General features: G+C 44.2%; 11 protein-coding genes, 2 tRNA genes and 2 rRNA genes. 5 read left to right on the top strand and 10 right to left on the bottom strand.

Features of this window, described 5'->3' with window-relative positions; all coding sequences use genetic code 11:
- Positions 1-187 precede the first annotated feature (187 nt).
- The 6 genes from ilvN to QTN95_RS18495 form a co-directional block, all read right to left on the bottom strand.
- Positions 188-682 (bottom strand): acetolactate synthase small subunit, encoded by a 495-nt coding sequence (gene ilvN / locus QTN95_RS18520; RefSeq protein ID WP_138971867.1) that lies wholly within the window; start codon positions 680-682, stop codon positions 188-190.
- Between the two features lie 2 nt (positions 683-684).
- Positions 685-2,409: an acetolactate synthase 3 large subunit gene (locus tag QTN95_RS18515; RefSeq protein ID WP_331418537.1), complete on the bottom strand. Its 1,725-nt coding sequence runs from the start codon at positions 2,407-2,409 to the stop codon at positions 685-687.
- Positions 2,410-2,847: 438 nt separating this feature from the next.
- A complete protein-coding gene (locus tag QTN95_RS18510) occupies positions 2,848-4,656 on the bottom strand; it encodes an AMP-dependent synthetase/ligase (RefSeq protein ID WP_331418536.1) in 1,809 nt (602 codons plus the stop codon).
- Positions 4,657-4,820: 164 nt separating this feature from the next.
- Positions 4,821-5,780 carry a transcriptional regulator LeuO gene (gene leuO / locus QTN95_RS18505; protein ID WP_331418535.1) on the bottom strand — a complete coding sequence of 320 codons (960 nt, stop codon included), beginning with the start codon at positions 5,778-5,780 and terminating at the stop codon, positions 4,821-4,823.
- Between the two features lie 394 nt (positions 5,781-6,174).
- Positions 6,175-7,221 (bottom strand): MJ1255/VC2487 family glycosyltransferase, encoded by a 1,047-nt coding sequence (locus QTN95_RS18500; protein WP_331418534.1) that lies wholly within the window; start codon positions 7,219-7,221, stop codon positions 6,175-6,177.
- Positions 7,218-7,751 (bottom strand): phosphatase PAP2 family protein, encoded by a 534-nt coding sequence (locus QTN95_RS18495; protein ID WP_331418533.1) that lies wholly within the window; start codon positions 7,749-7,751, stop codon positions 7,218-7,220. The genes QTN95_RS18500 and QTN95_RS18495 overlap by 4 nt, the downstream gene beginning before the upstream one ends.
- Positions 7,752-8,253: 502 nt before the next feature.
- On the opposite strand from QTN95_RS18495, the gene leuA reads away from it, so the two are divergent.
- From leuA to QTN95_RS18470, 5 genes are all read left to right on the top strand, one after another.
- Entirely contained in the window at positions 8,254-9,801 is a 1,548-nt protein-coding gene (gene leuA, locus QTN95_RS18490; protein ID WP_331418532.1) for a 2-isopropylmalate synthase, read from the top strand.
- 56 nt (positions 9,802-9,857) lie between these two features.
- Positions 9,858-10,949 (top strand): 3-isopropylmalate dehydrogenase, encoded by a 1,092-nt coding sequence (leuB, locus tag QTN95_RS18485; protein WP_269376496.1) that lies wholly within the window; start codon positions 9,858-9,860, stop codon positions 10,947-10,949.
- 71 nt (positions 10,950-11,020) lie between these two features.
- On the top strand, positions 11,021-12,421 hold the full coding sequence (leuC, locus tag QTN95_RS18480; RefSeq protein WP_331418531.1) for a 3-isopropylmalate dehydratase large subunit: 1,401 nt from the start codon (positions 11,021-11,023) through the stop codon (positions 12,419-12,421).
- A gap of 11 nt (positions 12,422-12,432) precedes the next feature.
- Positions 12,433-13,035 carry a 3-isopropylmalate dehydratase small subunit gene (gene leuD, locus QTN95_RS18475; protein WP_138971876.1) on the top strand — a complete coding sequence of 201 codons (603 nt, stop codon included), beginning with the start codon at positions 12,433-12,435 and terminating at the stop codon, positions 13,033-13,035.
- Positions 13,036-13,155: 120 nt separating this feature from the next.
- Positions 13,156-13,938, top strand: a complete 783-nt coding sequence (locus tag QTN95_RS18470; protein WP_331418530.1) for a DUF547 domain-containing protein — start codon at positions 13,156-13,158, stop codon at positions 13,936-13,938.
- A 132-nt stretch (positions 13,939-14,070) separates the two neighbouring features.
- Here the strand turns inward: QTN95_RS18470 and QTN95_RS18465 are convergent.
- The 4 genes from QTN95_RS18465 to rrf (QTN95_RS18450) form a co-directional block, all read right to left on the bottom strand.
- Positions 14,071-14,147: transfer RNA gene (locus tag QTN95_RS18465), tRNA-Asp, on the bottom strand.
- Between the two features lie 70 nt (positions 14,148-14,217).
- Positions 14,218-14,333, bottom strand: a 5S ribosomal RNA gene (gene rrf, locus QTN95_RS18460).
- 58 nt (positions 14,334-14,391) lie between these two features.
- A tRNA-Thr gene (locus QTN95_RS18455) sits at positions 14,392-14,467 on the bottom strand.
- Between the two features lie 63 nt (positions 14,468-14,530).
- A 5S ribosomal RNA gene (rrf, locus tag QTN95_RS18450) occupies positions 14,531-14,646 on the bottom strand.
- Positions 14,647-14,674: the final 28 nt, after the last annotated feature.

Below are 14,674 nucleotides of genomic sequence, written 5' to 3'. Positions count from 1 at the left end.
TAAGTGAATCAGGAGAAGCGAAGTCATCAACATCAATAAGCCAGTGAGCCAACATAAAAAATACCCTCAAATATGAAATGTTTGAGGGTATTTTCAACCAACCACAGGATCGTTCAACTGATCATTTACTTAACTGATCGGAGTTAACCGTTATACGGTGGTTTTTTTATTGGCTAAACAGCGACTTTTAAGGTTTTAAAGCGCGTTCACCACGAGCGATTCCAACTACACCACTGCGCGCAACTTCGATCACTTCTGTTACTTCAGAAATGGCCTGAATAAAGGCATCAAGTTTCTCGCTGGTTCCTGCCATCTGTACCGTGTACTGGGAAGCCGTGACATCAACAATCTGACCACGGAAGATATCAGCAGTACGTTTAACTTCCGCACGTGAAAAACCGCTGGCTTTCACTTTCACCATCATAAGTTCACGTTCGATATGGTCAAGCTCTGTCACTTCCTGCACTTTAAGGACATCAATCAGTTTGTTAAGTTGCTTCTGGATCTGCTCCAGTTCCATGTCATCAGAGATGGTTGTAATGTTTAAACGCGATAATGTTTCATCATCTGTCGGTGAAACCGTTAGAGATTCGATGTTGTAAGCACGTTGAGAAAACAGACCAACAACACGCGATAAAGCCCCCGGTTGGTTTTCCATTAGTAGTGAAATAATGTGTCTCATAATTACGTTCTCTCCGTCTTGCTTAACCACATTTTGTCCATACCCTCACCTTTGATCTGCATTGGGTATACATGCTCAGTCTCGTCCACATTGATATCAACAAACACTAAGCGATCTTTCATATCAAGTGCTTGTTTTAGACCAGATTCCAACTGATCTGGAGACTCAATTCGGATACCAACATGGCCATAAGCTTCAGCAATGGCGGCAAAATCAGGAACAGAACTCATATATGAGTTTGAATGACGGCCTTGGTAAATAATGTCTTGCCATTGTTTTACCATGCCTAAGAATCGGTTATTCAAGTTAATGATTTTAACAGGGATATCGTATTGCATTGCTGTCGATAGTTCCTGAATATTCATTTGGATACTGCCGTCACCAGTCACTACCACCACTTCTTCTTCAGGCTTGGCGAACTTAACACCCATACCTGCTGGTAGACCGAAGCCCATCGTGCCAAGACCACCAGAGTTGATCCAGCGGCGAGGTTTATTGAATGGGTAGTAAAGGGCTGCAAACATTTGGTGCTGACCTACATCAGAAGCAACATAAGCGTCGCCATTTGTCAGCTTGTGCAAGGTTTCAATAACTTGCTGAGGCTTAATACGCTCAGGTGATGTCTCATAAGACAAACACTCACGATCACGCCACACTTGGATCTCATCCCACCAGCGATTTAAAGCATCTTGATCGTTCGTGCTACCCTGCTCTTCAAGCAGTTTAACCATGCTTTCGAGAACTTTTTCTGCAGAGCCTACAATAGGCAGATCCGCTTTCACGTTTTTCGAGATTGATGAAGGATCAATATCGATATGCATTACTTTAGCGTCTGGGCAGTACTTCTCTAGATTATTTGTGGTTCGGTCATCAAAGCGAACGCCGACACCAAAAATGAGATCCGCTCTATGCATCGCCATATTGGCTTCATACACACCATGCATACCCAACATGCCTAAGGAATTTTTATGAGTGCCGGGGAATGCACCAAGCCCCATCAAAGTACTGACTACAGGTAGATTTAGCGCTTCAGCCAATTTAGTTAGGTGCTCTTCTGCACCAGAAATAACGGCGCCACCACCTACATACAGCACAGGTCGTTTTGCTTCTAGAAGGGTCTTCAGACCTTTCTTGATTTGACCTTTGTGACCAGTCGTTGTCGGTTTGTAAGAGCGCATTGAAATAGCTTGAGGGTACTCATACGGCAGCTTAACCTGAGGATTCATTACATCTTTAGGTAAATCAATAAGTACAGGGCCAGGGCGACCGGTGGTTGCAATATAGAAGGCTTTCTTAACCGTTTCAGGAATGTCTTCAGCTTTCTTTACTAAGAAACTGTGTTTAACAACTGGGCGAGATACACCCACGATATCACACTCTTGGAATGCGTCATTACCAATCATGTTATTCGGTACGTTGCCCGAAATTACGATCATTGGAATAGAGTCCATATACGCCGTCGCAATACCGGTAATGGTGTTGGTAGCACCAGGGCCAGAACAGACAAGCACTACACCTGGGTTGCCAGTGGCTCGTGCATAGCCATCAGCCATATGAGTTGCTGCTTGTTCATGACGAACGAGTACATGCTTAATTTGATCAGTTTTTGCGTGAAGCGCATCGTAGATATCTAAAACAGAACCGCCTGGGTAGCCAAAGATCTGTTCTACGCCTTCTTCGATCAGAGATTGAACAACCATCTCTGCTCCGGACAACATTGCTGCCATATTTTTCTCCTTAAACCAGTTTGTCATCGGATAAGGTCAATCTGATGAGCTGGTTTTCCATAGTCTAGGTCTTATTCGTAGCCTAATTCGAAATATTTCCACTTTTTCGGCTATGTCTTGCTCATAGGTAACATAAAGCAAAGTAACGCAACAAATGTAACGTTTTATTATCAACGGGTCTAATGCGATTTATCTCCCACTTTGAAGATTGCACTGGAAAGTAATTATTTATAGCAACATGAGTCTAAAACAACCCTCTCAAACAGATTCAATCACCTGCAAAAACTAGAAATTAAGTAATAAATTCTGTTCTTTTTTTCAAGCCACATGAATAAGCAACATCAAAACCATCATATAAGCACAATAAAAAATCCCCCAGCAAGCGAACTTGCTTGTTGGGGGATTTTTAATCACTCAGAAAATTAACTATCGGAAATATTAGTTTTTATCCGACTTGTCCTTGTACATTTCTTCGATTTCATCTTGATACTTGTCGTTAATCACCTTACGACGCAGTTTTTGTGTCGGTGTCAGTTCACCATCGTCCATAGAGAAGGCTTTCGGCAATAACTTGAACTTCTTCACTTGCTCAAACTTCGCCAACTCTTTTTGTAAGTCATTGACGCGCTTTTCTAGCATTTCGACTATCTGATGGTGCTTAATCAACTCGACCCGATCATGATATTTGATGTTGAGCTCTTTAGCGTATTCTTCTAACGAGTCATAACACGGCACTATCAGAGCAGAGACAAATTTGCGCGTATCCGCAATAACAGCAATCTGCTCGATAAAATGATCTTTGCCGATTGCGCCTTCAATCATTTGTGGAGCGATATACTTACCATTCGACGTCTTCATTAGCTCTTTGATTCGGTCTGTAATGAACAAATTGCCATTCTCATCGATATGACCAGCATCACCTGTTTTCAGAAAGCCATGTTCGTCAAAGGTTTTCGCTGTCTCTTCCGGCATTTTGTAGTAACCACGCATGACCATTGGACCACGAACAAGAATCTCGTTGTTCTCACCAATCTTGACCTGAGCGCCCGGCATCGACATACCTATAGAGTCAGGATTGAAACATTTATCATCCCAGCACGATACGGTCGCTGTGGTCTCTGTCATGCCGTAACCCAACTTTACGTTGATACCAATCGCATGGAAGAAGCGACCGATGGTTTCATCGAGCTTAGCGCCACCACACGGCATGAAATTGATTTGACCGCCAAGCAAAGCACGTAGCTTTGACAAGACCAGCTTGTCTGCCAATACATGCGCTTTCTTCAGAGCAACGGAAGGTTTGCGCCCTTCTTGATGGCACAATGCCATTTTGGCACCCATATTTACTGCCCAAGTAAATAAAACTTTGCGAATAAATGGTGCTTTAGCCACTTTTTCATGAATCGCTGAAAAGATCTTTTCGTAGAAGCGAGGCACCGCACACATCACTGTCGGGCGCACTTCACTCAAGGCTTCACGAACTTGCATAGTGTCTTGTAGGTAACAGTTCGTCGCCCCTTTGTACAGCACGTAGAACGTCCAAGCGCGCTCAAATACATGCGAAAGAGGTAAGAAACAGAGCGACACATCAGATTCACTCAAACTTAATCTCTGGTCGTGACCTTCCAACTGTGCAGCAATATTCGCGTAATCCAACATTACGCCCTTAGGCTGCCCAGTTGTACCCGATGTGTAGATAAGTGTTAGTAGGTCATCGAAGCATACCTGCTCTAATCGGGCATTCAATTCTGGTTGATGCATTTCGTTCGACTGAGCAATGAATTTTTGCCAACCAATAGCAAAACTATGTTCGCCAACTTGTACGTCATCGGACATAGCCACAATCAGTTCTAATTGTTCGCATTGGTCAAAGATGGATACAGCTGCGTCAAATTGAGCTTGCTCACCGACAAATAATACTCGGACATCCGCATTCTGCAGGATGTAAGCTGACTGAGCGGCAGTGTTGGTTGGATAAATAGGTACTGTGACGGCACGCAGTTGTAATGCTGCGAAATCTGCCACTGTCCACTGTGGCATGTTGTTGGAGAAGATACCAATCTTGTCTTGAACTCGTATTCCCTGAGCCAATAGTGCAAGTGAAAGAGAATCAACTTGCTGACCAAACTGCTTCCAGCTAATACCATTCCACATATTGCCCACTTTATGTTTGAGCGCAATGTGGTCGCTGCCTTTCGCAATCTGTTCTCGAATTCGTTTTACAATGTGAAAATCTAGGTTGGCCATCTTTACTACCTTTAGCTTACACCTGTAAGCTTTATTAAGCGCACAAGTGTACATTTCGGGTTAGAAAAGGCAACTGATGAGCATCAAAGTTATCAATTAAAATAGTAAAAAACCTTGAATGGCGCGAACCATCCAAGACTTTTCCTGTCAGTGAATACTGACAATTACTTTAGGGCAACCACTTCGCCGCAGATCATCATCAGCTGATCGCGCAGCCAGATATGACCCTTGTCTTTTTCGCTTGATTCATGCCAGCTTAAGAAGCCACTGATTTGACCGTTTTCATACGGGAGCTCGATGACTTGCAACTGCTCTTTGTTTGCTGCATTTTCGACCATCCAGCGTGGCGCGATTGTCACTAGCTCAGATTGACCTACAACGTAGAGAACGTTGCTTAGGCTCGTACCCTCATAGTATGCCTGAACATCCAGATCTCGGTACGCTTGCTCAGAGAAGCTACGCTGACCGTGAACTTTAGATAACTTAGCATGACGTTCACCAAACAATTGTGCTGGGCTTACTGACCCTTGAATACGTGGGTGTGCTTTAGATGCCACTACAACCAACTCATCTTGGAAGATTTCTGTGCTTGAAAAGCCTTGCTCATCAAAACGAGCATAATCGATAACAAAGTCGATCTCTTGGTAACGCATTCTCTCTGCAAGTTGGCGATCGAATTCAGCATCTAGGTGGAGCTGTACATTAGGTGCAAGCTCGTGAATCGTTGACATAATCTTTGGCGCAAAACGCATGTCACATGGGCTGCAAATTGCCAGTTTGAATAGACGAGTAGATGTCTCTGGGGAGAAAACTGAGCTTGGTAATTCATTACGAATAAGTTGCAGAGCCTGACGAACAGGACCAAACAGCTGACGAGCTCGTTGAGTCGGTTGAATACCGCGTCCCTGACGCATAAATAGCTCATCATTAAACATCACTTTAAGACGCGCTACAGCGTTACTTACTGCTGGCTGTGACATACCCAGATTATGCGCAGCGCGAGTGATGTTTTGTTCTTGCATGACCGCATCGAACACAGTTAAAAGGTTTAAATCTACTCCACGTAAAGTACTTTCCATGCGATAGCTAGCGATAGCACTCATAGACTCTTTTTTTTCAATCATTGGGCAAGCCTCTTTAATTCATCAACGTAAATGGTTACTAACTTCAAAATAAGTTGGGAATAGAAAACCAAAGGTTCGCCGCATCCATTATATTTAGTTGTTAGATACTTTATGGCGAATCACTACTATCAACGAATAATTCAGCAATTAGCAATAAGATTGACAATTAATCAGTATTTTTTACTTAACTCGACACTGAACCCTTCAAAAACAATTACTTAAAAAGATAATAAAAAAACATCAAGGTCGTTTTTATAGTGATTATTAGATCTATTTGATATTAATTTCTAACTTATTTTTAGAAAGGGATTTATGGGCGGGGCTTATCAATGACAATAACAACGTAAAAATGGCATCAATAGTTTGAAGCCATTTTACGCTAAGTAAAGAAGATCTATACGTTAATCGCATAGCTCGGGAAATCGACTTTTTCCCACAGGCTTTCAGTCAATAGAGATTGGTCGTCCCAATTGCCTTGTTTAATCCAGCTCACGATCGCTGCGGCCACATCAGGATATTGGACACTTTCAGCCGAGTCTTCATCAAGCCATCGCCTCACTGCGGATGCATCTAAATCATCCATACACGATGCCAAGCCAAGTCCTTCCAATGTCGCGACATTACTTATCTGCTCAAACTGGCCACTTAAAGGTTTCAGCAACAGTTTTTTTCCTAGAGTCAACGCCTCTGAAGGCAGCTCAAATCCCCCATTTGCAATAACACCTTCACAACGCTGTAAATGAGATTGAAACGAGTCGAGGCTAAGTGGCAAACAGTGAATATTGGCAAGCACTTGAGGCTCTACAATCTCTGGGTGATAACATACAAACTTCTGATTTGAGAAGCGTAGCAACAAATCCGTGATGTCAGCTAAGCTTTCAAATGGCAAGTAAACGAGCACATAGTCTTCTTCCCTCCAGTGCCCCTTCTCAGTGTGAATAATCGGAGGGAGGATAGGCTGGTCAAAGTGATACCAGTGCAAGCCAATATGGTGTGTGGCTGGGGCAAAATGCTTAATAACCAGTTTGTCCAGCCAACTCGCTCCTTTGATCGGTACCGAGTAACGAAAAGCATTTTGATGACTAATACTGATCGAGGGAATCTTCTGCCTTTTAGCGGCCCAAGCAGATACTGGCTCAAAGTCATTCAGTACTAAGTCATAATCGGACAAATCAAACTGACTGACATCACGCCAAAATTTCCAAAGATTATTCGACACCAGTGTCTTAGCCATATCTACCCTACCTTTGCGGGTAGCAAATGAAAGACCTGCCCGAGTTTGAAAATGGCCAAATGCTTCCATCGAGAAATAGTGCTGCTCATTTCTTCCCGTAAAGAGGTAATCAACATCTAAACCTTCATTAGCGAGACATTTTGCCATCGCACGAGCACGCGCAATATGTCCATTGCCTGTCCCTTGAACTCCGTACAATATTTTCATCCATTCATCCCCAATGCGATCAGAGCGAACTGCGCGCTACCGACTCCAAGCAATACGCCGATAAGAACGTCCGTTAAGAAATGAACGCCTAACAAAATTCTTGAGCTTGCAATCAAGGCCGCCCAAACAAACGCAAATAGCTGCCATTCCATATAAAAATGACCGATTACAGTCGCCATCAGGAAAGCAGCGGCAGTATGCCCAGACAGCAGACTATAGCGGTCTGAAGGTGTAATAAAAGAAGTGACTAAATCGGAAAGCTCTTCTGGGCGACGACGTTTAAATAGGTTTTTAGCCAACCAATAGATCGGCAGTTCTATAACAAAAGCGCACAAACCAACAGCAAGAAATGTTCGCCCTTCCACACCACCATAAACAAAAGCGAAAAGTCCGAGCAAAGCGTATAGATGGCCATCTCCCGTGTGAGAAATCACCTTACTTAAACGCGACACTGGATAACAAAATTTATGTTGTGAACAGAATAGGGAAAACGCTAAATCAAACTTAACAATGGGCTCCATTGAACGCATTTCCAGCTCCTTTTATTACCTATCTTGCTTAAACTTAATTCGAGTTGGTGACAGGCAGGTGAAACTTTGACTGAGTTTCGATGACAAGCTCACCAGCATGGACGAGTGGTCATTGGTTCAACCTGCTCTTCCAGAACACATTATTGAAATACCAACCGACGATTCATCTGTTAAACTGGCAGTTTGCCGCTGGAACTGATCTAAGATGAATAAAAAACACACTTTAGGGTTGACGTTGTCCGTTGAGTGCGGTACTAATTTGTTAACTTAAATATGTGGATTATTTAACGCCCCTAAAGGAATCGTTAACAATGATGAACCGTTTTTCTATCCTGCTGAGCCTCCTCCTTATCGTGACATAATCGCGCGGGTAGGCTGTGGAAGAAAAACAACCACACAGAATTACAACAAACCCGCACTCAGATGCGGGTTTTTTTATATCTAAATACCGGAAGTAAACGATTAACTCGTGCAGATGCACATAATCACTAAGGAAGTAAACATGAATGATCAAGTCATTATTTTCGACACCACCTTGCGTGATGGCGAACAAGCGTTGTCAGCAAGCTTGACGGTTAAAGAAAAACTGCAGATTGCCTATGCGCTTGAAAGGCTCGGCGTTGATGTTATTGAAGCGGGTTTTCCTGTTTCTTCTCCTGGTGATTTTGAGTCGGTACAAACCATCGCTCGCAACATTAAGAACAGTCGAATTTGTGCCCTTTCGCGAGCCGTTGCGAAAGATATTGATGCCGCAGCCGAAGCTTTAAAAGTTGCAGACCAGTTCCGAATCCATACCTTTATTTCTACTTCCACCGTTCACGTTCAAGACAAACTTCGTCGCAGTTACGATGACGTCGTCGAAATGGGTGTAAAAGCAGTCAAACATGCTCGTAATTACACCGATGATGTCGAGTTTTCTTGTGAAGATGCGGGGCGTACACCTATTGATAACTTATGTCGCATGGTTGAAGCCGCTATCAACGCAGGTGCAAACACGATCAATATCCCAGACACAGTTGGCTACACAGTGCCAAATGAATTTGGTGGCATTATTCAAACCCTGTTCAACCGAGTGCCAAATATCGACAAAGCGATCATTTCGGTACACTGCCATGACGACTTAGGCATGTCAGTAGCAAACTCCATTGCCGCTGTACAAGCAGGTGCTCGTCAGATTGAAGGCACCATTAATGGTATTGGCGAACGTGCTGGCAACTGCTCACTTGAAGAAATCGCAATGATCATCAAGACCAGACAGGAGCTACTTGGTGTTCACACTGGTTTAAAGCATGATGAAATCCATCGCACCAGTAAATTGGTTAGTCAATTGTGCAACATGCCGATTCAAAGCAACAAAGCAATAGTAGGTGCGAATGCATTTAGCCACTCATCAGGCATTCACCAAGATGGCATGTTAAAGAACAAGAATACCTACGAGATCATGACACCTGAGTCGATAGGCCTTAAGAATCAAGCGTTGAATCTAACTAGCCGAAGTGGACGTGCAGCAGTGAAAAGCCATATGGATGCAATGGGCTACAAAGAAGATGAGTACAACCTAGATGCACTTTATGAAGACTTCTTAAAGTTGGCTGACCGTAAAGGCCAAGTGTTTGATTATGATTTAGAAGCCTTGATGCATTTCTCTAATCTACGTGAAGAAGATGACTTTTATAAATTGAACTATCTAAGCGTTCAGTCAGGAAGCGTAATGGCAACCACAAGCATCAAGATACAGTGTGGTGATGAGGAAACTTGTGAAGCCGCAGTCGGTAACGGTCCTGTTGATGCTCTTTACCAGTGTATCTATCGTGTAACTGGTTATGATATTGTTCTAGATAAGTTTGATTTAACCGCGAAAGGCGAAGGTGAGGATGGCTTAGGTCAAGCTGACATCATCGCTAACTACAAAGGTCGCAAATATCACGGCACAGGTGTTTCAACTGATATCGTAGAAGCTTCTGGTCAAGCGCTATTGCATGTGATTAACAGCATCCATCGCGCCAACAAAATCGAAGAAATCAAACAGAAAAAAATCGCAACAGTATAAGTGAGACTCCAAGGACGCGAGTCGCCTTGGAGGAAAATAAAAATTAAAGGATTACCATGACAGACAAATCATACAAAATTGCTGTACTACCCGGTGACGGCATTGGCCCAGAAGTAATGTCACAAGCACACAAAGTGCTAGACGCTATCGAGAAAAAATACGCGATCGAATTTGTGCGTGAAGAACACGATGTTGGTGGCATTGCGATCGATAACCACGGTTGCCCACTACCAGACAGCACAGTGAAAGCTTGTGAAGAATCTGATGCCGTACTTTTTGGTTCTGTTGGTGGCCCTAAGTGGGAACATCTTCCGCCTAACGATCAACCAGAACGTGGTGCCCTACTTCCACTACGTAAACACTTCCAGCTATTTTGTAACCTTCGCCCGGCGCAAATCCATAAAGGTTTAGAAGCATTCTCTCCTCTTCGTGCAGATATCTCAGAGCGCGGATTCGACATTGTTGTTGTGCGTGAGCTAACTGGTGGTATCTACTTTGGCCAGCCAAAGGGACGTGAAGGTGAAGGCGCAAATGAGAAAGCATTTGATACCGAGGTTTATCACCGTTACGAGATCGAACGTATTGCTAAGATTGCGTTCGAGTCAGCCCGCCTTCGTAACAACAAAGTATGCTCGATTGATAAAGCGAACGTGCTGCAAAGCTCTATCCTTTGGCGTGAAGTGGTTGAAGAGATCGCGAAAGACTACCCTGATGTTGAGTTGTCGCATATGTACATCGACAACGCCACAATGCAACTCATCAAAGACCCATCGCAATTTGACGTCATGCTATGTTCGAACATCTTCGGTGACATCATCTCTGATGAGTGTGCAATGATCACAGGTTCAATGGGAATGCTGCCTTCAGCCTCTCTTAATGAAAGCAAATTTGGCCTATACGAACCAGCGGGCGGAAGCGCACCAGACATCGCGGGCAAAAATATCGCTAACCCAGTGGCGCAAATCCTGTCAGCAGCTCTGATGTTACGTTACAGCCTAGGTGAAGAAGCGGCGGCTCAGGACATCGAAACAGCGGTATCAAAAGCACTATCAGCAGGGGAATTAACCGCAGATCTTTCAGGTGACAAGCCGGCGCTATCCACCTCTGAGATGGGCGACAAGATTGCAGAGTACATTCTTAATTCGTAGTAAACCAATTTAATAATAATGACTTAGCAGTAGGTAAGCCGTTACCTGCTGCTATACACAGGAAAGTAATAATGGGCAAAACACTATATGAAAAAGTCTACGACGCTCACGTCGCCGTAGCCGCAGAGGGTGAGAACCCAATTTTGTACATCGACCGCCATTTAGTTCATGAAGTAACATCACCTCAAGCCTTTGATGGTCTGCGAAAAAAAGGGCGTAAAGTACGTCAGGTGAGTAAAACCTTCGCTACGATGGATCACAACGTATCGACCACGACCAAAGACATCAATGCGTCAGGTGAAATGGCACGTATCCAGATGGAAACGCTATCGAAGAACTGTGAAGAGTTTGGTGTCACCCTTTACGATATCAACCACAAATACCAAGGTATCGTGCATGTCATGGGGCCAGAACTTGGTATCACTCTACCTGGTATGACTATCGTTTGTGGTGACTCACATACGGCAACACACGGAGCTTTTGGTTCACTAGCGTTTGGTATCGGCACTTCAGAAGTTGAGCATGTTTTAGCAACTCAGACTCTAAAACAAGCTCGCGCTAAAACCATGAAGATCGAAGTTAAAGGCAAAGTAGCACCGGGCATCACAGCCAAAGATATCGTATTGGCAATCATCGGTAAAACTACCGCCGCTGGCGGTACAGGTTACGTTGTTGAGTTCTGTGGTGAAGCCATCACTGACCTTACAATGGAAGGTCGAATGACAGTCTGCAACATGGCGATTGAACTAGGTGCTAAAGCTGGCTTAATTGCACCAGATGAAACCACATTCAACTACGTTAAAGGTCGTAAGTTCTCTCCTCAAGGTGCAGATTTCGATGCAGCAGTAGAGTACTGGAAGACCTTAAAAACCGATGATGACGCCGAGTTCGACGCTGTCGTTACACTAGAAGCCGCAGATATTAAACCTCAGGTCACTTGGGGAACGAACCCAGGTCAAGTTATCGCTGTTGACCAACCTATCCCTGCGCCAGAAAGTTTTACAGACCCAGTAGAAAAAGCTTCAGCGGAAAAAGCACTTGCTTACATGGGATTAGAGGCGGGCAAATCACTTTCAGAATACTCAGTAGACAAAGTGTTTGTCGGCTCTTGTACTAACTCTCGTATCGAAGATATGCGCGCTGCTGCGCAAGTCGCTAAAGGCCGTAAAGTGGCCGCTCATGTTCAGGCTTTGATCGTTCCAGGTTCAGAGCAAGTGAAAGTGCAAGCAGAAGCGGAAGGTCTGGATGTTATCTTCAAAGAAGCTGGGTTTGAGTGGCGCTTACCAGGTTGTTCGATGTGCTTAGCAATGAACAATGACCGATTGGGTCCTCAAGAGCGTTGTGCATCTACATCAAACCGTAACTTCGAAGGCCGTCAAGGTCGTGATGGACGTACACACTTAGTCAGCCCAGCAATGGCAGCAGCAGCAGCAATTGCTGGCCATTTTGTCGACATTCGTAACTTGGATTAAGGAGAAACAACATGTCAGGTTTTAAACAGCATAAAGGCTTAGTTGTTCCTCTAGACGCAGCAAACGTCGACACCGATGCAATTATCCCTAAACAATTCCTACAGAAGGTATCTCGTTTAGGTTTTGGTAAGCACCTTTTCCATGATTGGCGTTTTCTTGATGACGCTGGCAAACAGCCAAATCCAGAGTTTGTGATGAATGCGCCGCGTTATAAAGGGGCATCTATCCTACTTGCACGTGAAAACTTTGGCTGCGGTTCATCACGTGAACACGCTCCATGGGCGCTTGCCGATTACGGCATTCGAGCAATGATAGCTCCAAGCTTCGCAGATATTTTCTACGGTAACTCTATCAACAACCAAATGGTTCCGGTCCGCTTAACTGAGCAAGAAGTTGATGAAATCTTCAAGTTTGTTGAAGCCAACGAAGGTGCTGAAGTCGAAGTTGATCTCGAAGCAAACAAAGTACGAGCAAATGGCAAAGAGTACTCATTTGAAATCGATGAATTCCGCCGTCACTGTCTACTAAACGGTTTAGATAACATCGGTCTTACTCTACAACACGAAGATAAGATCGCGAGTTACGAAGCCAACATCCCTAGCTTCTTGAAGTAATTCAATCTGCCAATAAATAACAAAGGTTAGCTTAAGCTAGCCTTTTTTGTTTGTAGCTGAAACAAACACCCAATAAGCTTGGTCTAGTAATAAAAGCCTATCACCACTGGAATTTAGCCTATGACACGTATTATTGCTCTGCTAGTCACACTGATCTCTCTCAATGTTTTTGCCGCCCCCAAGTCAGATCTTTGGCCCTATTGGCAACAGGCCAACCAGAGTAACCAAGCCAGCATTTCACACCAAGCATGGCAAACTTTCCTTGATAGCTATCTAGTTACAGACAGTGACTACACGCTCGTCAAATATGACGACGTTTCCAAACAAGACAAGCAACAACTAGACCTGTACATCTCTACTCTTGCCAAGATCGATCCTCGAACATACTCACTGGATGAACAGTATGCCTACTGGGTTAACCTATACAATGCAATCACAGTTCAACTCATTGTCGATGCCTATCCAATTAAGTCGATTACCAAGTTAGGTGGCCTTTTTAGCTTTGGGCCATGGGGAGATGAAGTGATTACTGTGGCTGGACAACCGCTTTCTCTAAATGACATAGAGCATCGTATCTTACGCCCTATCTGGAACGATCCTAGAACACACTACGCAGTTAACTGTGCAAGCTTAGGTTGCCCTAACTTACAGAGCCAAGCCTTCACCGCCGCGAACACAGAACAGCTATTGGAACTCGCTGCAAAGCAGTTTATCAATAGCGATAAGGGCGTGTTAGTAAATGGTGACAGTATCCGCCTCTCATCTATCTATAATTGGTTTATCGCTGATTTTGGCGATCAACAGCAGCTAGTTAGTCATATCAATCGGTATCGCAAGCAACCGATCATATCGGTTAAAGGAGCGAGCTATGAGTATGATTGGGATTTAAATGTGAAGAGATAAAAGCCTAAGTGGCGGGCTTTTAAAACGGTGAAGGTGCTAGACAGACGGCGTCACAGGCAACCTGTAGTCGAAGTGCACAATACGCGGATAAAACAAAAAGACCCCAGCATTTCTGCTGAGGTCTGGAATAAGTGGCGGAGCGGACGGGACTCGAACCCGCGACCCCCGGCGTGACAGGCCGGTATTCTAACCAACTGAACTACCGCTCCGCACTGGTTAGACTCTTAAGTCTAAGTTTTTTGCCTTTGGATTTTTCTGAAATCCAAAAACAGAAAGGGAACCTGGCGATGTCCTACTCTCACATGGGGAAACCCCACACTACCATCGGCGCTAATTCGTTTCACTTCTGAGTTCGGAATGGAATCAGGTGGGTCCAAATCGCTATGGTCGCCAAGTAAAATTCTTTACGTTTTGCTTTAAACTCTATGTATAAAGTTTATAACAAACAGTAAATGGTGCTGATACCCAGACTCGAACTGGGGACCTCATCCTTACCAAGGATGCGCTCTACCACCTGAGCTATATCAGCATCAAGATATCCCTGAGGGACTAAAAAAGCCCGTTCTTACAAACGGGCTCTTAGTAATTTAAAGCCTGGCGATGTCCTACTCTCACATGGGGAAACCCCACACTACCATCGGCGCTAATTCGTTTCACTTCTGAGTTCGGAATGGAATCAGGTGGGTCCAAATCGCTATGGTCGCCAAGCAAATTCTTTAATCTGGAAAGCTGTTAA

It is taken from the genome of Vibrio sp. M260112 (genome assembly GCF_036533775.1).
Taxonomy (GTDB): Bacteria; Pseudomonadota; Gammaproteobacteria; order Enterobacterales; family Vibrionaceae; genus Vibrio.
This window is presented reverse-complemented; position numbering and strand designations above follow the sequence as displayed.

Coding starts and splice junctions, on each gene's coding strand:
- ilvN (WP_138971867.1), bottom strand. CDS start 682: ATGAGACACATTATTTCACTACTAATGGAAAACCAACCGGGGGCTTTA.
- QTN95_RS18515 (WP_331418537.1), bottom strand. CDS start 2,409: ATGGCAGCAATGTTGTCCGGAGCAGAGATGGTTGTTCAATCTCTGATC.
- QTN95_RS18510 (WP_331418536.1), bottom strand. CDS start 4,656: ATGGCCAACCTAGATTTTCACATTGTAAAACGAATTCGAGAACAGATT.
- leuO (WP_331418535.1), bottom strand. CDS start 5,780: ATGATTGAAAAAAAAGAGTCTATGAGTGCTATCGCTAGCTATCGCATG.
- QTN95_RS18500 (WP_331418534.1), bottom strand. CDS start 7,221: ATGAAAATATTGTACGGAGTTCAAGGGACAGGCAATGGACATATTGCG.
- QTN95_RS18495 (WP_331418533.1), bottom strand. CDS start 7,751: ATGCGTTCAATGGAGCCCATTGTTAAGTTTGATTTAGCGTTTTCCCTA.
- leuA (WP_331418532.1), top strand. CDS start 8,254: ATGAATGATCAAGTCATTATTTTCGACACCACCTTGCGTGATGGCGAA.
- leuB (WP_269376496.1), top strand. CDS start 9,858: ATGACAGACAAATCATACAAAATTGCTGTACTACCCGGTGACGGCATT.
- leuC (WP_331418531.1), top strand. CDS start 11,021: ATGGGCAAAACACTATATGAAAAAGTCTACGACGCTCACGTCGCCGTA.
- leuD (WP_138971876.1), top strand. CDS start 12,433: ATGTCAGGTTTTAAACAGCATAAAGGCTTAGTTGTTCCTCTAGACGCA.
- QTN95_RS18470 (WP_331418530.1), top strand. CDS start 13,156: ATGACACGTATTATTGCTCTGCTAGTCACACTGATCTCTCTCAATGTT.